The sequence below is a fragment of the Novosphingobium lindaniclasticum LE124 genome, assembly GCF_000445125.1.
Lineage (GTDB): Bacteria > Pseudomonadota > Alphaproteobacteria > Sphingomonadales > Sphingomonadaceae > Novosphingobium > Novosphingobium lindaniclasticum.
Genome location: NZ_ATHL01000047.1, coordinates 25,282 through 44,272, shown reverse-complemented (window position 1 = coordinate 44,272; position 18,991 = coordinate 25,282). Strand labels below are relative to the sequence as shown.

Below are 18,991 nucleotides of genomic sequence, written 5' to 3'. Positions count from 1 at the left end.
GGAGCCGATGGAAATGGCGTCACAGACGAGCCTGGAGCAAAGCGACCTTCTCGCGGTGCTGAGGCCCGGAGATTTCGCGCTGCTCGAACCGAATCTCTCCGAAGTGCAACTGCGGTCGGGCGACGTGATCTATCAGCCGGGCGACCAGGTGGACTATTGCTACCTGCCGCGAGGCGCCTCGATCTGTTCGTTCTTCGTGGAACTCGACAGCGGCATTTCCGTCGAGACGATTCTGGTCGGCCGGGAAGGGGCGCTCGGCGGCGTGGTCAGCCACGGCAGTCTTCCCGCTTATGCCCGCGCCAACGTATTGCATGGGGGGCTGTTCTGGCGCATCCCCACGCGCCATCTGGACGAGGCGAAAAGCCGTTCTCCCGCACTGGCCAGCCTGTTCTCGCGCTATGCCGACTGCATGATGGCACAAGTCTTCCAGTCGATCGCCTGCAATGCCGTCCACACGATCGAGGAGCGCGCCGCCAAGTGGCTGATCGCCGCCGTGGATCGGATCGGCCGCAACGACGTGACGATGACGCAGGAACAGCTTGCCTCGATGATGGGGATCGGCCGCAGCTATGCCAGCCGCGTGCTGCAGCGCTTCAAGCGTGAAGGGCTGGTCCGCACCCGGCGCGGCGGCATCAGCGTCTCCGATCGGGGCAGTCTCAGCGAGAAGGCCTGTTCGTGCAACGACCATGTCGCTGCCCATTTCGGCAAAGTGCTCGGCGGCGTCTATCCGAGCGAGGTCTGAGTTACCGCATACTGTCGTGAAAGTTACATCGAACTGACACGGTTATTGCGCTCAATTGCCATGAAGCGGCCCTAGCTAGCCTGTGCGATTGTCACAGGAACAGGGCACACCATGACCGAACAGCTTCCCGCCAACGGCTACACCGACGGCGATGTCGATACCAATGCCACGACCGAGCGCTCGCTCGAAAGCATGGCCGCAGAGCGTTATTCGCGCCGTCAGGCCCTGTTTCGCGGCGCCGGCGCCACGACCATGGCGTTCATGGGCACCGCGCTGCTTGCCGCTTGCGGCGACGATGACGGCGAGAACACCGTGGCGGTCAGCGCCGGCGCCAATGCCGCGACCAGCGCGGGCCGCGTGGTCAAGCTGACCGGCAGCCCGGAAAACGGCTTCGGCGGCTTCGTCACGAACTGGGCCCAGACTTCGGGCCCGACCGTCGCGCTGACCGGAACCGGCTCCTCGGTCAGCTTCATCGCCCCCGGCGTGAGCGCGGCGACCGATCTCGTCTTCACCTTCTCGGCCACCAGCGTCACCGGCGAAGTGCGCACCGCGACGACGACCGTTCGCGTCTCGCCCGCCGTGCTCGGCTTCGCCGCGGTGCCGCACAGCCTGGAAGACGTCGTGAAAGTTCCGGCCGGCTACTCGGTCACCGTCATGACGCGCCTTGGCGATCCGCTGGCAGCTGGCGTCTCCGCCTATGCCAACGACGGTTCGGACGGCAACTTCGCGCAGCGTATCGGCGATCACGGCGATGCCCTGCATTACTTCGGCCTCTCGGCAGCGGGCGGGCGCGACGACGCCAGCTCGACACGGGGCCTCATGGTGCAGAACCACGAGAACCTGAACGTGCAGTACCTGCATCCGAACGGCCCTACCAATGTCTCCACCGGCCCGCGCCCGGCTGCCGAAGCGCTCAAGGAAATCGAGGCGCACGGCGTTTCGGTGTCCGAATACGTGGACGCCGGTAACCGCAAGTGGTCCTACGTCCAGAACAGCAGCTTCAACCGCCGCATCACGCCCAACACGCCGATGACCTTCCATGGACCGGCCGCCGGATCGGCGCTGCTCGTCACGGCTTACTCGACGAACGGCACGGCGGGTCGCGGCACTATCAACAATTGCGCCAACGGCATGACGCCCTGGGCGACCAATCTCACCTGCGAGGAAAACTGGGCCGGCTACTTCCGCCGCGACGCGGCCGACGATGCCAAGCGCAGCGCCCGCGAACTGACCGCGCTGTCGCGCTACGGCGTGACCAGCCGCACCGGCAACTATGCCTGGTCCTTCGCCAACTCGACCGACTCGATCTATACCAAGTGGAACGCGACGATCATCGGCGCCAGCGCCGCCGAGGATTATCGCAACGAGCCCAACCAGTACGGCTGGGTGGTCGAGATCGATCCCTTCGACGCGAAATCGACGCCCCGCAAGCGCACCGCCCTGGGCCGCTTCGGCCATGAAGGCGCGTTCGTGCGGGCCGTCAACGGTCAGAAGCTCGGCGTCTACATGGGCGACGATTCGCGCCGCGAATACCTCTACAAGTTCGTCTCCTCGGCGACTTACGCGGCGGCCGATGCGGCTTCGACCAGCCGCCTCGCCATGGGCGACAAGTACCTCGACGCCGGCATCCTCTACGTCGCCAAGTTCAATGCCGACGGTTCGGGCCAGTGGCTGCCGCTGGTGTTCGGATCGGTGCCCAACCGTCCGGCAGCCGGCTCGACTCCGGAATACGTCTTTGCCGATCAGGCCGACATCCTCGTCAACCCGCGCCTTGCCGCCGACGCCGTGGGCGCGACGCCGATGGACCGGCCGGAATGGACGGCGGGCAACCCCGTGACCGGCGAGATCTATCTCACCCTCACCAACAACAATGCCGCCGGGCGTCCGCTGAACGGCACTGATGCCGCCAACCCGCGCCACTACAATGACCCCAAGGGCACGTCCAACACGGCGCAGTACGGCAATCCCAACGGCCACATCGTCCGCCTTCGCGAAGACGGCGACAATACCGCCGCGCTCACCTTCAAGTGGGACATCTACCTGTTCGGTGCCGACGCCGCCGATGCCGGGGCGAACGTCAACCTGTCGGGCCTCACGGCGGACAACGACTTCTCCAGCCCGGACGGAGCCTACTTCTCGCGCAGCACCAATGCCGCGGGTCAGTTCAATCCCGTGCTCTGGATCGAGACCGACGACGGCGCTCTTACCGACCGCACCAACTGCATGCTGCTGGCGGCGATCCCCGGCCGCGTGGGAGACGGCGGCGCGAAGACCATCACCAACACCGGTTCGACCGGCGCCACCGCCACGCAGGCTACCATCGTCGGCGCTCCTGCCACCGCCGCGAACCTGCGCCGCTTCCTGGTAGGCCCGGTCGAGTGCGAGATCACCGGCATCGACACCACGCCCGATGGCCGCACGATCTTCGTGGGCATCCAGCATCCGGGCGAGAACGGCACCCCCACCGCGCCTTCCAGCCACTGGCCCGACAGCCAGACGGGTGCAGCGGGCGCCACCGTCCGACCGCGCTCGGCGATCGTGGCGATCACCAAGGACGACGGCGGCGTGGTCGCGCTCTGATCCTTGGTCGCAAGACCGGATGGTTCACGATGCAGGGGAGGGGGCGCGATGCGCTCCCTCCCTTTTGCATGTCCTGCGATAGTGCGCGGCTACCCGTTGCGAGCGCCCAGGACAAACCTCGTCCCGGACTTGGTCCGGGACCGCTGGCCTTTGCGCAAGCGCTGCCAGCAAGGTGCGTGGCTGCGAGGGCGCCTGACGGATTGCCGGCGATCCCGGATCATGTCCGGGATGACGGATATGCGCTACGCTTTCAGGCCGTCGATCGAGCGGGAATCTTCCAGCGGGACAGATCCAGCCCGCAGATCGCCTCCAGCGTCTCTATGTCGCGGGCATAGAAATCGCGCAGTTGCTCACGAAGGCTCGGCGCCAGCGGGGGATAGGCGATTTCCCGCGCGAGCAGGGCGCGCACGTTCTCGAATACCGGCTTGCCGCGCAACGGGCGGACGGTTTCCTTGAGCGGCGCCAGCGCCTTGCGAAGCGGCAGGGGCAGCATGGCGGTGCGGCTGCTGTTCTCCCGCTCGCCGGCCAGTTCGGGACGGAACACCGGCGGCACCCCGATATGCTCGGAGACCGCCTGGACGATGCGCTGCGGCTGAAGGGTCACATCCTCGTAAAGGTAGACGAGGATCTGCTCGCGCGGGAACAGATCGTACCAGCGGGCGAGATGGCGGGCATAGAGCCCGTCCTGCAAAAAGCGCGGAAAAGGGTTGTCCAGCGAACGGAGATACTCCTCCGGCTCGCCGTTCACCGTGCCGCGCCGGTAGAACATCTTGTAGTCGGAATAGGCGCGGTCCACCGGATTGCGAAGCTGCAGGACCAGGCGCGCTTGCGGCATGACGCGGGCGATGCGTTCGGCGGCCAGGGGATGGGCGAGGTAGTCGGCCGATTTCTCGCCGATCATCTGCACCCCTTGGGGCCGGTTCTCGAAGAAAGTGCGATACCAGTCTTCCCCGCGTTCGAATTCGGAACTGAAGTAGTGCGGTTCCGCTCTTGGCATGAAGATGGCCGGATTGTCCTGAAGGCGCGCCTGGATCCAGGTCGTGGCCGCCTTGACCGCGCCGATGACGATGAAGCGAGGATACCACTCGGGAGCCATCATCGCTCGCCGGTCTCCGCCATGACCTCGCGAAGGGCTTCCGCCATGCGCAACATGTCCTGCGCCGCGAGGGTGTGGTCGACCGGGAACATCAGCGTCCGCCGGCCCAGGTCCACGGCATTCGCCAGGGATCCGTCGCGGCGGATGGGCAGAGCGGACAGCGCATGCTCGCGGCTCATGTCGGGACAGGAACCGCTGCCGGCGGGGATGCCCCGTGCCAGCAGGGCGGCAAGCACGGCGGCGCGGCGTTGCTCCACATCCGGGCCGGGGCCGTCGAGGCGCAGCGTGAACTTGTACCAGGCATGCGCCACTTCGGCAGGCGGCTCGGGCAGGAGCAGGCCCGGCACGTCCCGCAGCGCACCGAGCAGCACTTCGGCATTGCGGCGGCGCGCCTCCAGCCAGCGCGGCAGCTTGGCGAGCTGGCAGCGGCCGATCGCGGCCTGCATTTCGGTCATCCGATAGTTGGATCCGGGCGTGTCGTGAACATAGCGAAACGCGCCTGGCGTACCGGTGTGGTCGCTGACTTTGGCGTAGTTCTTGCCGTGGTCCTTCATGGCCCAGGCACGCAGCCAGACCTGGTGGTCGCGCAGCAGCAGCATGCCGCCTTCGCCCCCGGTCGACATGATCTTGTCGGTGCAGAAAGAGAAGGAGGATGCCGCGCCGAACGAGCCGACCTGCCGGCCTCGCCAGGTGGCGCCGTGGGCCTGGGCGCAGTCCTCGATCAGGTGGAGGCGGTGCTCGGCGCAGATTTCGCCCAGCGCATCCATGTCGCAAGGCCAGCCGCCGAGATGGACGCAGATCACCGCGCGGGTGGCGGGCGTGACCAGGCGTTCCACCGAAGCCGGATCGATGTTCTGGCTCACCGGATCGACATCGGCGAAGACCGGCAGGGCGCCGATCGCCAGAACGCAGCCGGCGGTGGCGAAGAAACTGCGGGCGGGCACGATCACTTCGTGGCCGGGTCCGACGCCCAGTGCGCGCAAGGCGACCTCCAGGGTCAGCGTTCCGTTGGCGAGGCACATGCCTTCCGGCATGCCCGCGAAGCGGCTGAAGTCCGCGGCGAAAACGCGGTTCTGTTCGCCGTGCACCAGGGCATTGACCTTGCCGGAGCGCAGGACATGCGCGACCGCCTCGATCTCGTCCGGCTCGTGGCGGGGCCAGAGGCTGCGAACCGGTTGGGGCGCGGCAGGGGCCTGGGAGGCGGCTGCCTTGTCCGGCGAAGCGGAAGGTTCCAAGGTCGAGGACGAGTCCTCGTCATTCGGGATCGACGTCGAGGACATGTCCTCGACAGGAGGCGGGGAAGCCAGATTCACGGGGATTGTCTCCTCAGACCTTGACCGGTTCGTCGGTGTCCTGGGAATTGGTCCAGCTCGGATTCTCGACCACGCCGAAGCCGGCGCTGCCGCTGGGCACCTTGACCAGGGTATGGGTGATTCGCCGCGCCTCGGTATGATCGCCGAGTTCCACCGCGCGGGCGAGCCGGTCGATGCTGCGCGAGATGAAGGGCAGGGGGATCGGCTTGGACTGCGCTTCGAAGATACCCTTGATGCCGGAAGGCAGCTGTTCCTCGCAGATGTCGAACAGTTCCTCGTAGAGCTTTTCGCCGGGGCGCAGGCCCACGAATTCCACGGGCACGTCGATCTCCGGCTGGAGACCGTAAAGGCGGATCATCCGGTAGGCGAGGTCGACGATGCGCACCGCCTTGCCCATGTCGAGCACGAAGATCGTTCCGCGCTGCGAGTTCTGGCTGAGCGCCGCCGAACTGCTCTGGAGGATGAGCTGCACCGCCTCGCGCACGGTCATGAAGAACCGCTCGATGTCCGGGTGGGTGACGGTGAGCGCGCGGCCTTCGCGCAGCTGGCGGTGGAACAGCGGGACGATCGAGCCGCTGGATCCCAGAACGTTGCCGAAGCGCACGGTCATGAAGCGCGGCGCTTCGGGATCGTCCACGCCGCACATGTCGAGCGCCTGGCTGTAGAGTTCGCCCACGCGCTTGGTCGCGCCCATCATGCCCACCGGGTTCACCGCCTTGTCGGTGGAGACCTGGACCATGGCCTTGGCCGAATATTCGCAGACCGCGTCGGCCACGATGCGCGTACCCAGGATGTTGGTGTGGACCCCGGCGCAGGGACTGGCCTCGACGATCGGCACATGCTTGAGCGCGGCGGCGTGATAGACGATCACCGGCCGGTGCCGCTCGAATACGCGGCGCACTTCGTCACGCTCGCGGATGTTGCAAAGCTCGGGCTGGACGTCGAGGTCCGGATACTGCTCGCGCAGCTTCATCTCGATCGCGTAGAGGTGGTATTCGCTGTGCTCGACCAGCACCAGGCGCGAGGGGCGGAAGCTGGCGAGCTGCCAGCACAGTTCGCCGCCGATGGTGCCGCCCGCGCCGGTGACGAGCACGCATTTGCCGGTAATCTGGCTGGTGATCTGCTCGCCTTCCAGCGTGAACTCGCTACGGCCGAGCAGATCCTTGACCGAAAGCTCGTCGGGCGAAGCGCCGTGGTTGCGCTGGAGGATGTGGCTCCAGCCGTCGCGGATGCGTGAGAGTTCGAGGCCGAGGTTGCGAGCGCGCGAGGTGAGGCGCGCCATCTCGCGGTTCGACAGGTCGGTGCCGTCATCGCAAGCGATCACCAGAGCGGGGCGTCGGCCCTGCAGTTCCAGCGTCTCCACTGCATGGGCAAGATCGTCGTGGCTGCCCAGCACCGGCACGCTGGCGATCTGCTGCAGGGTGTCGTTGTCCGAGGGCAGCAGGACTCCGGTGACCGAGAAGCTGGGCATGGCCTCGTGCTTGAGCATCTCGATGATCGAGAGCGCCCAGTCGGGCGAACCCACCAGCAGTGCGCCGCGCAGGTTCTTGCTGTCGATGTGGGCCGGGCGGGCCTTGGCGGTATAGGTCAGCTTCTCGCGCAGGGCGCGTCTGGCGCCGCGCACGAAGAACAGCGCGGTCATTGCGAACAGCCACTGCGCCAGTGCGATCTCCACGAGCTGGCCGCGCTCGGCCCGTACGCCCGGCACGATCATGATCGCAACCCAGGCGAGCGCGAAGGCGGGAAGCGTCAGCATCGCCAGCTGGATCGCGTGGGAGAAGCTGAAGTAGCGCCAGCTGCGGCGGTAGATGCCGGCGGTGTAGAACACCCCGATCACCACCAGCGCGAACGACAGGATCGCGCCGAGGTGGCCGTCCGACCGGGGGAAACCCGTCTTGCCGATCAGTTCGAACGCCAGCGCCAGCGTGATCGAGAGGACAAGGAAATCGATCGTCATCAGCACGGTATTGCGAAACGTGCGGCGCAGGCTGAACTGCGAGGATGTGCGCGAACGCGCGCCGGACGATCCGAACTTGCGCACGCGCAGGGATCTGTTCCCCGAATCGACGGCGACCGTCGAAGCACTGCTTCCCGTAGCGGTATGACTCATCGCGTCGACCTTCTCAGCTTTTCGGGCCCAAGTTCCCCGGCGCATCACGATATGCGTGGCGGAGGGGAGCAATTCGTTTCGGGTCCGGTCTTTCGGCTCCTCATCCCAGGGGCCGTTTTTCGGGACCTGAAAACATGCATCGAAGCTCCTCGGAGCCCCGTTCCTTCCTGATCTATTGACCAATTTCGGGCCGCGCACTTGTGCATGAAGTCATCAACCGAAATTGCCGAATCTCGTGCGGATAGGGGGCAGGTCCGACTGTCGGACATGGCGCTGATCCAAAGGGAGCGGGCAAAACGCCGCTTATTCATCCCTTAATCGCCGCCCGTCATCTCGAAGGGCTATCAGCCGATTAGTCGCTTGCGATCGCCGGTTCGCGGGTCATCATTCGACCTGAATTTGGATGGGGGTACACACGCGGGGGGCGTGGAAGCCGACATGCGACACCATCCGTCAGCTTGGGGCTCGAACACGTCATGAAGATACTCGTCCTGTCCAGCCTTGCCTATTCGCTCACCAATTTCCGGGGCGCCCTGCTGCGGGAACTGAAGGCGAACGGCCACGACGTCGTGGCCGTGGCGCCCGATGAGAATGCCGCCGTGGAAAGGGATCTCGCGGCCTGGGGGATCGGCCTGCGCATCGTGCCCATGGCGCGTACCGGCACGAACCCCCTGAAGGACGCGGCGCTGCTTTCGGCCTATATGCGGCTGATGATGGCAGAGAAACCGGACCTCGTCCTGGCCTATACGCAGAAGCCCATTATCTACGGCGGGATCGCCGCGCGCCTGCTCTGCGTGCCGCGCTTCTTCGCGCTGATGTCCGGGCTGGGCTATGTCTTCAGCGAGGACAGCAAGGCGCGCAAGGGCCTGCGCTGGGCCGTGACGCGGCTCTACCGCGAGGCGGTGCGCCGGTCGCGCGGGGTCTTCGTGTTCAACGCCGATGACAGGCAGGAGATGATCGACCTGGGCATCGTCACCCGGCGCCAGAACGTGATCCAGGTGCCCGGCTCCGGGATCGACCTCGAGCGTTTCCGCCTCGAACCGCTGCCGCGCGGCCGCTTGCGCTTCCTGCTTGTCGGCCGCCTCATGCGCGACAAGGGCATCTACGAATTCGTCGAGGCGGCGCGCCAGCTCAAGCTGGACAACCCCGAAGTGGAGTTCTGCGTGCTCGGCCATTACGAGCGCGACAACCCGACCGGGATCGACGAAGTCGAATGCGCGCGGCTGGCGCGCCAGTATCCGGTGCAGTTCATTCCCGGCACCAGCGACGTGCGGCCCTATCTGGCGAGTTGCTCGGTCTTCGTGCTGCCCTCCTACTACCGAGAGGGGCTGCCGCGCACGATCCTCGAAGCCATGGCCACCGGCCGGCCGGTGATCACCACCGACATGCCGGGCTGCCGCGAGCCGATCATCGAGGGCGAAAACGGCTTCCTGGTGTCCCCGCGCGATGTCAATTCCCTGAAGGCGGCGATGCAGCGCTTCATCGAGGCGCCTTCACTGGTGACGAGCATGGCTGCCCGCTCGCGCGATCTGGCCGAGAAGATCTACGACGTTCGCAAGGTGAACCACCAGTTGCTCGACGAGATGGACCTCCTTCGCGAACCCTGGAACGAACCGGCGACGATCCGTGCCGAAGCGTTACCCAGCAGCGATCTTCCGCAAGCCATCGGACAACGGCAGGACGCGCGCTCCAGCGCCGGATCGCGGGCGATAGCGGGCTAAGGGACGGGAGCGGACAATGCGGGCTGTCGTCATCGGTGCCGTGGGCAGCACCCAGGTTCTCGTCGAGGAACTGGCCGAAGCCCCGGAATGGGAGCTTAGCCTGGTTGGAACCCTGCCGCCCGAGTTGCACGGGCGCCATTCGGATCTGGTCGACATGGCGCCGCTCGCCGAAAAGGCGGGCGCGGCGCTGTTTCCCATAACGCGGACCAACGATGCCGAGGTGCTGGACCGGGTCCGCGCCGAGCGGCCGGACTATGTCTTCGTGGTCGGCTGGTCGCAGATCGTCGGGCCGGAATTCCTGTCGATCGCCGCCAAAGGGGCGATCGGCTATCATCCCGCGCCTCTGCCACGCCTGCGCGGACGCGCCGCGATCCCCTGGACGATCCTGCTGGACGAGCCGATCTCCGCCTCCAGCCTGTTCTGGATCGCCGAGGGTACCGACGACGGAGACATCCTGGCGCAGCGCTATTTCCACCTCGCGCCCGATGAAACGGCGCAGGGGCTCTACGACAAGCATATGGATGCCCTGCGCCTGATGCTGCGGGAGGTCCTGCCCCGGCTGGCGGCGGGCGAACAGCCCCGCCAGGTGCAGGACGAGCGCTATGCGACCTGGGCGACCAAGCGGACGCCGGCGGACGGCCTCATCGACTGGCGCGATCCCGCCGCGGTGATCGACCGGCTCGTCCGCGCGGTGGGGCGGCCCTATCCCGGCGCCTTCACGCATGTCGCCGGGCGCAAACTGACGGTCTGGGCCACGCGGCAGGTGACCGGAGGACACCGGCATCACGCGATCCCCGGTCAAGTCATGGCGCGGCGCGACGGCGTGCTGACGGTGCAGACCGGCGACGGACTGCTGGAACTGACCGACTGGGAGCTTGCCGAAGGCAAGCCTCCGGCCTTGCATGCCGTGCTGAAAGGATAGCACTTGCCTCTCGATCACTATGGAAAGATCCTCGTCGTCGCGCCGCATCCCGATGACGAGATCCTCGGTTGCGGCGGCACGATGGCGCGCATGGCGGCGGCCGGCATGGACGTGCAGGTCGTGGTCGTCACCAGCGGGCGGCCGCCCGCTTTCGCGGAAGACGGCGTCGCACGGGTCCAGGCGGAGATGAAGCGCGCCCATGCGCACATCGGCGTGAGCCAGGTACACATGCTCGATTTCCCGGCGGCTTCGCTCGACATCGTGCCGGCGGCGGAACTCAATGCCGCACTCGGCCGCGTCGTGCGCGAGGTCCAGCCGGACACGCTGTTCGTGCCCTTCCTGGGCGATATCCATCAGGACCATCAACTCGCATTCCTGGCCGCAATGGTGGCGGCGCGGCCGCGCGACCGCACCGTGCCGACGCGTGTGCTGGCTTACGAGACCCTGTCGGAGACCAACTGGTACGCGGCCCCTCTGACGCCGCCTTTCGTGCCGAACGTCCACATCGACATCGCCGCCACCTTGCAGCGCAAGCTGGAAGCCTTCGCGATGTTCGAGAGCCAGGTCCGGGACTTCCCCGACGAACGCTCGCTGATCACGATAGAGGCGCTGGCCCGGTTGCGGGGTTCGACGGTCTTTTCCGAGGCGGCCGAAGGTTTCGTGCTGGTTCGCGCGATCGAGCGCTGACCGGTCCCGGTGTAATCCGCGCGACATCGGCCAAGGCTATCAGGATGCTGAAAGGCTGCGCCGGTTCGCGGCTGACGGGTGTCGTCATCTGTCCACGCCGCGCGCTTTTCAAGTAGTTCGTCTCGCCAGTATTGCAATGCCGCAGGTATAGATGTCGAGAACTTGAGATCGCTCTGTATAGACTGCGGACGCCGGATAGTTTGAGGGGATCGGTACGCGCGCCGATCGGTGCCGATCGAGACCTGTCGCATGACGCGAATGATCCCGCAGAAGCGCGAAATAGATCGGCCTGGTTAGTTTACCGTACAACTTATGGTGCCGTCCTTGGGGACGATCGCTGCGGCCTCTCCCAAGCTTTGTTGCGGCCGCGAAAAGATTCGCACGCCAGGTTCTTCGAGTCGTTGAACGGCCATGAGAATCCTGGGCAGCACGCCGCAGCACCGGGGGCAGACAAGCGCAACCTGATTCGAATGGCGGAATTGCGCGGTTCCTGAAGAGATCCGCTTCGTTCCGGTTGAACTCTGAAGCAGGTCCGACCGACCCGATGAGCCATGGCCATCTCTTGCGAGCGTTAAGTTCCGTAAGCTAATGCTTTGAAAAGGCCCGAGTTAGGCTTTATCATACCTCTTTGGAGGTAGACTGTACCAGAATTATACGTTTGACTCCCTCACCCCAGAAATGAACTTTTGGAAAGGGTGGGTATGCCACTGATCATAAGGGGAAAACGGACCCACCTAGAATGCTCGTTCACGGCTCGAATAGAACCCTGCCACCCCCTCGACTTGAAGACGCGGATATGTTCTAAGGTGATCTACCTAAGGTGTGGGTGGAAATAGGGGGCATACAATGGGGGGCGTGCCATTCTGGCCATGTCATCCGAAGATTGTCGTTGATTTTCTGAATTGGGATTTCCCGAGAGGGTGATTCTTTGACTGTTCGGTCCTGCGCTTGGGTAAGTCAGGAACAGTCCCAAAAAAATATTATAACATAAATTGGGTCGTCCGTATTTCCGTTATTCAGGAGAGAAAGACGATGTCGACTTTTGATGAAGTGTCCGTGAGCATTGTTGGCTTCAATTCCCTGGTTCGGGAGGGAATCTGCAAGATCCTCGACAAATGCGAATTCAAGTGCACCCGGTTCTTCAAGGACTGCGATGCCGTGCTCAGCGATAGCGACATGCCGCCGGTCGGCCTGACCGTCTTCGACATGGGGACTTGCGTGGATCTGCTCGAAGCTCTTCCGGGCATGAAGGAGCGCCACCCCCAGATGCGGGCGGTGCTGCTGACCGACGAGTTCGACTTCGGCCAGATGGTGGAGGCGTTCCAGCTCGGCGCTCATGCATTCCTGCTGAAGGAAATCGGCTCCGAGCCGCTGATCGAGTCGCTGCGTTTGGTTAACCAGGGTGAAAAGGTATTGCCGAGCGCGCTGCTGCAGCACTTGCCGCAGAAGCAGGCGATCGCCGAAGGCAAGGCCGAAGTGCAGGTGCAACTCAGCGAACTGCTGTCCGAGCGCGAGATCGATACCTTGCGCTGTCTGGTCATGGGCTATCCCAACAAGGTGATCGCCTATCGCCTGGACATCAGCGAGGCGACCGTGAAGGTCCACGTCAAGGCGATCCTGCGCAAGCTGATGGTGCAGAACCGCACCCAGGCCGCAATCTGGGCCGTGAACCAGGGGCTCATCACCCACGGCGGCGAATTCCGCGAAACGGCGGACTTCGTACCGATGGAAGAGACCGTCCGCGCACCGGTGGCTCTGTCCCTGGCACGTTGATAGCAACGCGGCCGGCCGATCGTTTCGGCCGGCCTCGAGGTCCGGCGCGAAATTCTTCTACTTTTCCCGGACCACGCAGCGGAAGCCGATGTGCGTCGTCGCCGTGTCGATCATCTCGGGATGGCGCGCTGCGGGCCGGTAGCGCTGGCAATAATTGGCCGCGCAGAGGTGCGAGCCGCCCTTGATGACCTTGCGGCCGATTTTTACGTGCGGCTGGGCAGGGTCGAAGCTGTCCTTGCGCTTCGCACCCTTGGGATTGCTGATCGCGCAGCAGGAGCCGCCCGGCTTCTTGCTGCCATCCGGACGCTCGGACCACCAGTCCTGCGTCCATTCCCAGGTATTGCCGATCATGTCGTAGAGGCCGTAGCCATTGGCGGGAAAGCTGCGTACCGGGGAGGTGCGTTCCCAGCCGTCGAGGCACTGGTTGGCGAAGGGGAACAGGCCCTGCCAGTAATTGGCCATCATCCGGCCTTCCGGCGCCAGTTCGTCGCCCCAGGCATAGTCGGCGCCTTCGAGGCCGCCCTTGGCCGCAAATTCGAACTCGGCTTCGGTGGGCAGGTCCTTGCCGGCCCATCCAGCGTAGGCTTCGGCATCGGCATAGGCGATGTGAACCACAGGATGGTTCCATAGGTCCAGCGTGTCGATGTTGCTGTCTGGTCCCAGGGGATGACGCCACGAGGCGCCGAATTCGAAATTCCACCAGTTCGCCGGGTTGGAGGTATCCACCGGCTTGGCCGTCTTGCGAAAGACCAGCGAGCCGGCGCGCGCCATCTCCGCCGGCATTCCCGGATAGTCCTTGGGATCGGGCGCGACTTCGGCCACGGTGACGTGACCGGTCGCCTCCACGAAGCGAGCGAAATCGCGGTTGGTCACTGGCGCTTCGTCGATCCAGAAGGCATCGACCGAAACCCGGCGCAGCGGCGCTTCCTCGGGATAGAAGGTTTCCGAGCCCATCGTGAAGGTGCCGCCCGGCACGCGGATCATGCCGCGCAGCCGCGCGTCACCGGCAGTCGGGAGCAGGGTCTCGGTCATCCAAAGTCCTTTCGGTCGATCTCGCCGGTTACCCTAGGGCTGCTTTGGCATGGCGCCAAATGCGTAATGCCAAAGCAGCCGAAAGAGCCGGGAATTGCGAAAGGTCAGCCGAGTTCCTTTTCCTTCTCGGCATAGAGACGCTCCAGTTCGGCGCGGCTCTTCTTCTCGGCGGCAGTCTTGAGCTGGCCGCAGGCCGCATCGATGTCGCGCCCGCGCGGGGTGCGCACCGGGGCCGAGATGCCGCCCCTGAACACGATCTCGGAGAAAGCCTTGATCCGCTCCGGCGTCGAGCATTCGTACTGCGCGCCGGGCCAGGGGTTGAACGGGATCAGGTTGACCTTGGCGGGAAGGTCGTACTTCTTCAGCAGGCGGACCAGTTCGTGCGCATCCGCGTCGCTGTCGTTCTTGTCCTTCAGCATCACATATTCGAACGTGATGCGGCGCGCGTTGGACGCACCGGGATAGTCGGCGCAGGCCTGGAGAAGGTCTTCGATGCCGTACTTCTTGTTGACCGGCACGATCTCGTCGCGGACTTCCTTGGTCACTGCGTGGAGCGAGACGGCCAGGTTCACGCCGATTTCCTCGCCGCAGCGCGCCATCTGCGGGATCACGCCCGATGTGGAGAGCGTGATGCGCCGCTTGGACAAGGCAAGGCCGTCACCGTCCATCACCAGCTTCAGCGCATCGCGCACATTGTCGAAATTGTAGAGCGGCTCGCCCATGCCCATCATCACGATGTTGGTGAGCAGGCGGCCATCCGACGAGTAGCCGCCTTCCTCGTCATCGGTTTCGGCGCCGTCCACGCCATCGGCGAAGGCGAAGTCCATGCGGCCCTTGGGCCATTCGCCCAAGGTGTCGCGCGCGAGCATGACCTGGCCGACGATCTCGCCCACCGTCAGGTTGCGCACCAGGCGCATGGTGCCGGTGTGGCAGAAGCGGCAGTTAAGCGTACAGCCGACCTGCGAGGATACGCAAAGCGTGCCGCGATCCGCGTCGGGAATGAACACCATCTCGAAGTCGTGCGCGTCCGCCGTGCGCAGCAGCCACTTGCGGGTGCCGTCGCTGGAATGCTGGGCCTCGACGATTTCCGGGCGGCCGATCACGAAGCGTTCCGCGAGCCAGGGACGCATGGTCTTGGCGATGTCGGTCATCGCCTCGAACTCGGTGACGCCGCGATGGTAGAGCCAGTGATAGACCTGCTTGGCGCGCAGCTTGGCGGCCTTGGCATCGAGCCCGGCACTTTCGAACAGGTCCGCGATGCGCTTTTTGGGCAGACCGATCAGATCCAGGCGGCCATCCTCGCGCGGGGTCACGCCTTCGACGAGGTTGGGGCGGGGCACCGGCACCGGATCGATATGACCGGGGATCGGCATCGAGGCGCCGGGATGGGTCGCAGCGCCGGTGGCGCCGGGAAGGGTCGTCGGGTCTGTCATGATTGAGCGGCCATATAATGCATCCGGCACGAAAACGAAAGATGCGCGCGCAGAGGGGTTCGCGCGAACGCCTGCCCAGGCGTCGCGGTTCCCTTCGCCGGGCGCTCGCCTCATTCGTCCCATCGCTTTACTGTGGCTGAAAAACATCAGTGTTTTCGTTGTGTTAGGTTCAGGAAACCAGCGCGGTATGACGATCATTTGACCAGTCCAGACGGGCCGGTCGCCGCCAACGGATGCCCGTCGGAAAAACAACCAATGGAGCATCCCATGAAGAAGATTCTCGTCTGCCTCGCTCTCGGAACCGCCGCTATCGCCGCTCCCGCCATGGCCCAGGATACCGGCCCGGCCCAGCCTTTCTCCGGCTTCCACGTCGAAGCGCTCGCCGGTTACGATGTCACCAAGGCCGGCAGCAGCGTCGACGATGACGTCAATGTCGACAACGACCAGTCGATCGACGGCTTCGCCTACGGCGTCGGCGCGGGCTACGATTTCCGCTCGGGCAACCTGGTGTTCGGCCCCGAGGCCGAAGTGACCTGGTCGACGGCCAAGACCAAGTTCGACGACGGCGACTTCGAAGGCTTCGGCCTCGGCAACGTCAAGACCAACCGCGACCTCTATGTGGGCGCGCGCGTCGGCTACGTCGTGACGCCGACCACCATGATCTACGCCAAGGGCGGCTACACCAACGCCAAGTTCGACGTGCGCAGCACCTTCGGCAACGTCGAAACCAACCGTGACATCGACGCCGACGGCTGGCGCATCGGCGCGGGCGTGGAGCAGGCGATCACCAACAACGCCTTCGTGAAGCTCGAATACCGCTACTCGAACTACGAGAAGGGCGAACTCGACTACACCGGCGACTTTGCGGACGGCCAGCGCTTCGACCTCGACCTCGACCGTCACCAGGTCATGGCCGGCGTCGGCGTACGCTTCTAAGCCGCGCGCACGATCTAGCGAGAAGGGCGGGAGCGGAAGTTCCCGCCCTTTTCTATTGAAGTCTGGCGCAGCCGATCAGCGCGGCGTCCATGGCAGAGGCGGCACCCGGCAGTGCCCAGGCATTGACGAAGCGCCTGCCCTGGCGGTCTCGGGCAGTGACGGTCATGCGGGGCGCGGATCGCATGGCGGCGACGATCGCGGCATTGTCCTTCTCGTCCCGCGCCCAGGCATCGCCTTCGCCCGCCACGAGGATGAAGCGCTGCCTACCGATAGAGAGCGTGACTTGCGCCCCTTGCGCGAGACGGCGCGAAAGCCGGACATGCACTTGCCCCCGCGCCCCGCGCCGTGGCCACGATCCCACCGTCGCGAAAGGCTGATACTCGCGCGCCGCCGCATTGGGTTCCGCCATGGCGATGGCATAGCAACGGGGGATCACCGGATCGCGAAACGCCCCCCAGGTCGCATAAATCCCCAGACTCTCGCGAGCGAGTGTCGGCGCGACAGGCAGGGCCGCGATGAGGCCCGCCGCGGCCAGTGCCAGCCGGCGCGAGCGCCGGATCACGGTGCCGGGTACTCGATTTCCAGGACTTCCCATTCCTTTTCGCCGGAAGGCAGGCGCACCATCTTGAGGTCGCCTACCGCCGCGCCGCGCAGGGCGCGGGCGAGGGGGGCGCTCCAGCCGATCAGGCCCTTGGCGGCGTCCTGCTCGTCGTCGCCGACGATGGTCAGGGTCTTGTGATTGTCGTCCTCGTCGGCAATCGTCACCGTGGCCCCGAAGAAGACCTTCCCGCGCTCGGTCTGGTCCGCGGGGTTCACCACGCGCAGCGCCTTCATGCGGCGGGCCAGATAGCCGAGTTCGCGGTCGATCTCGCGCATGCGCTTGCGGCCGTAGAGGTAGTCGCCGTTCTCCGAGCGATCGCCGTTACCCGCCGCCCAGGATACGATCTCGACGATCTCCGGCCGCTCCTTGCCGAGCAGGTGGTCGTAGCGGGCGCGCAGGGCGGCCATGCCTGAAGGCGAGATCGGAGGACCGGCGGGTTTCATGGCGAGATCCATATAAAGCATTGCCGATCCGGCCAAGTCCCCGATCCGCTTCGTCACCGCCTTGCGCACTGCCTATTAGTCCGACAAAAGACTGGCCAAGGTTGAACGGGATTGAGGATCATCATGGACATTTCACGCCGCACCGCGCTGCTGGCCGCCGCTTCCGCACCGCTGGCGGGGCTTGCCGGCAGGGCCGGTGCCCAGACGATTGCTCCTGTCGGCGCCAGTTCCGCAACGCTGCCTGCCGCGCCCGGCGCCGCACTCGCGCCGCGCCCGCCGATGGGCTGGAACAGCTGGAACAGCTTCGCCGGCACCATCACCGAGGCGCAGGCCCTCGAAACCGCCGCGATCATGCGCGAGAAGCTGCTGCCCTTCGGCTACGACGTCTTTACCGTCGACATCCAGTGGTACGAGCCGGAGGCCAAGAGCTACACCTACAATGCCAATCCGGTGCCGGCGCTTGACACCCATGGCCGGATGATCCCCGCACCGAACCGCTTCCCCTCCGCCAAGGGCGGCAAGGGCTTCGCGCCGCTCGCCGCCAAGGTCCACGCCATGGGCATGAAGTTCGGCATCCACGTCATGCGCGGCATCCCGCGCCACGCCGTGAAGCTCAACCTCCCGGTGCTCGGAACCAGGCTGCGCGCGCAGGACATTGCCGACATCTCCAGCGTGTGCTCCTGGAACCCCGACATGTACGGCGTCGATATGGGCAAGCCCGGCGCCCAGGAATATTACGACAGCGTGTTCAGGCTCTATGCCTCGTGGGGCGTCGATTTCGTCAAGATGGACGATATGAGCCGTCCTTACGATGCCCACGCGCCCGAAATCGAGGCCGCCGCCAAGGCCATCGCCCGCTGCGGCCGACCCATGGTGCTCAGCCTCTCGCCGGGCGAAACTCCCGTCCTGCGCGGCGCCCACGTTCGCCAGCATGCCCAGATGTGGCGCATCTCCGACGACTTCTGGGACGAATGGGCGCAGCTCTACGCGCAGTTCACCCGCCTCGAAAACTGGACGCCGTTCCGCGGCCCCGGCTCCTGGCCCGATGCCGACATGCTGCCGCTCGGCCGCCTCGCCCTGGGCGATCGCGACACCCGCTTCACGCCGGACGAGCAGCGCACGCTGATGACGCTCTGGTCGATCGCCCGCTCGCCGCTGATCATGGGCGGCGACTTGCGCCACCTCGACGCGCCGACGCTGGCGCTGCTCACCAATCGCGAGGTCTTGGCGGTGAACCAGTCGAGCACCGAAAACACGCCGCTGTTCCTCGACGACGGCACCAAGGTCTGGACCGCGCGCGCCGAGGGTGGCGCGGATCGCTACGTGGCGCTGTTCAACGTGTCGGACAAGGAACGCGATGTGAGCGTGCCGCTTTCGCTGCTCGGTTTGGGCGCGAAGGCTTCGGTGCGGGACTTGTGGGAGGGCAAGGATCTCGGTGCGGTCGAAGGGCGCGTTTCGGCGCGGCTTGCTTCGCACGGGGCGGGGTTGTTCAGGGTTAAAGGGGGTTTAAGAAGAGGAAGACCCGGGGGATGATCCCCCGGACCCTCGGAATGTCGACCTCGCGCCAAGCCTATCCGTCGTGCGCTCCTTGCGGCGCAGCCA

At 65.3% G+C, this 18,991-nt stretch carries 15 protein-coding genes; 8 read left to right on the top strand and 7 right to left on the bottom strand.

Annotated elements, in window-relative coordinates; all coding sequences use genetic code 11:
• Positions 1–13: 13 nt before the first annotated feature.
• Together L284_RS30940 and L284_RS30935 are read left to right on the top strand one after the other, a co-directional pair.
• Entirely contained in the window at positions 14–742 is a 729-nt protein-coding gene (locus L284_RS30940) for a Crp/Fnr family transcriptional regulator (RefSeq protein ID WP_040712738.1), read from the top strand.
• 111 nt (positions 743–853) lie between these two features.
• Entirely contained in the window at positions 854–3,322 is a 2,469-nt protein-coding gene (locus L284_RS30935) for a PhoX family protein (protein ID WP_021233201.1), read from the top strand.
• Positions 3,323–3,572: 250 nt separating this feature from the next.
• On the opposite strand, the gene L284_RS30930 is transcribed toward L284_RS30935, so the two are convergent.
• From L284_RS30930 to L284_RS30920, 3 genes are read right to left on the bottom strand one after another with little or no spacing between them, the layout of a single operon-like run.
• Positions 3,573–4,421, bottom strand: a complete 849-nt coding sequence (locus tag L284_RS30930) for a sulfotransferase family protein (RefSeq protein WP_021233200.1) — start codon at positions 4,419–4,421, stop codon at positions 3,573–3,575.
• Entirely contained in the window at positions 4,418–5,731 is a 1,314-nt protein-coding gene (locus L284_RS30925) for a DegT/DnrJ/EryC1/StrS family aminotransferase (RefSeq protein WP_235054316.1), read from the bottom strand. Before L284_RS30925 ends, L284_RS30930 begins: the two co-directional genes overlap by 4 nt.
• Before the next feature lie 13 nt (positions 5,732–5,744).
• Positions 5,745–7,841, bottom strand: coding sequence for a nucleoside-diphosphate sugar epimerase/dehydratase (locus L284_RS30920; protein WP_160172102.1), 2,097 nt, complete (start codon positions 7,839–7,841; stop codon positions 5,745–5,747).
• Positions 7,842–8,317: 476 nt separating this feature from the next.
• Between L284_RS30920 and L284_RS30915 the strand changes: the two genes are divergently transcribed.
• The 4 genes from L284_RS30915 (at position 8,318) to L284_RS30900 (ending at position 12,944) form a co-directional block, all read left to right on the top strand.
• Complete coding sequence (locus tag L284_RS30915) at positions 8,318–9,562, top strand: glycosyltransferase family 4 protein (RefSeq protein WP_021233197.1); 1,245 nt, start codon at positions 8,318–8,320, stop codon at positions 9,560–9,562.
• A gap of 16 nt (positions 9,563–9,578) precedes the next feature.
• On the top strand, positions 9,579–10,484 hold the full coding sequence (locus L284_RS30910) for a methionyl-tRNA formyltransferase (RefSeq protein WP_021233196.1): 906 nt from the start codon (positions 9,579–9,581) through the stop codon (positions 10,482–10,484).
• A 3-nt stretch (positions 10,485–10,487) separates the two neighbouring features.
• On the top strand, positions 10,488–11,171 hold the full coding sequence (locus tag L284_RS30905) for a PIG-L deacetylase family protein (protein ID WP_021233195.1): 684 nt from the start codon (positions 10,488–10,490) through the stop codon (positions 11,169–11,171).
• A 1,032-nt stretch (positions 11,172–12,203) separates the two neighbouring features.
• Positions 12,204–12,944 (top strand): LuxR C-terminal-related transcriptional regulator, encoded by a 741-nt coding sequence (locus L284_RS30900; protein WP_021233194.1) that lies wholly within the window; start codon positions 12,204–12,206, stop codon positions 12,942–12,944.
• Between the two features lie 57 nt (positions 12,945–13,001).
• On the opposite strand, the gene L284_RS30895 is transcribed toward L284_RS30900, so the two are convergent.
• Positions 13,002–13,928, bottom strand: coding sequence for a formylglycine-generating enzyme family protein (locus L284_RS30895; RefSeq protein ID WP_031341680.1), 927 nt, complete (start codon positions 13,926–13,928; stop codon positions 13,002–13,004).
• Between the two features lie 152 nt (positions 13,929–14,080).
• On the bottom strand, positions 14,081–15,409 hold the full coding sequence (gene rlmN, locus L284_RS30890) for a 23S rRNA (adenine(2503)-C(2))-methyltransferase RlmN (protein WP_021233192.1): 1,329 nt from the start codon (positions 15,407–15,409) through the stop codon (positions 14,081–14,083).
• Positions 15,410–15,676: 267 nt separating this feature from the next.
• Between rlmN and L284_RS30885 the strand changes: the two genes are divergently transcribed.
• On the top strand, positions 15,677–16,345 hold the full coding sequence (locus L284_RS30885) for an outer membrane protein (RefSeq protein ID WP_031341677.1): 669 nt from the start codon (positions 15,677–15,679) through the stop codon (positions 16,343–16,345).
• Positions 16,346–16,397: 52 nt separating this feature from the next.
• Here the strand turns inward: L284_RS30885 and L284_RS30880 are convergent, their stop codons facing one another.
• Both L284_RS30880 and greB read right to left on the bottom strand, forming a co-directional pair.
• The gene (locus L284_RS30880) at positions 16,398–16,904 is read right to left on the bottom strand and encodes a hypothetical protein (protein WP_031341676.1); all 507 of its coding nucleotides are present in this window, start codon (positions 16,902–16,904) and stop codon (positions 16,398–16,400) included.
• Complete coding sequence (gene greB / locus L284_RS30875) at positions 16,904–17,389, bottom strand: transcription elongation factor GreB (protein ID WP_031341675.1); 486 nt, start codon at positions 17,387–17,389, stop codon at positions 16,904–16,906. The genes L284_RS30880 and greB overlap by 1 nt, the downstream gene beginning before the upstream one ends.
• Positions 17,390–17,512: 123 nt before the next feature.
• Between greB and L284_RS30870 the strand changes: the two genes are divergently transcribed.
• Positions 17,513–18,922: a glycoside hydrolase family 27 protein gene (locus tag L284_RS30870; RefSeq protein ID WP_021233188.1), complete on the top strand. Its 1,410-nt coding sequence runs from the start codon at positions 17,513–17,515 to the stop codon at positions 18,920–18,922.
• The last annotated feature ends 69 nt before the right edge of the window (positions 18,923–18,991 follow it).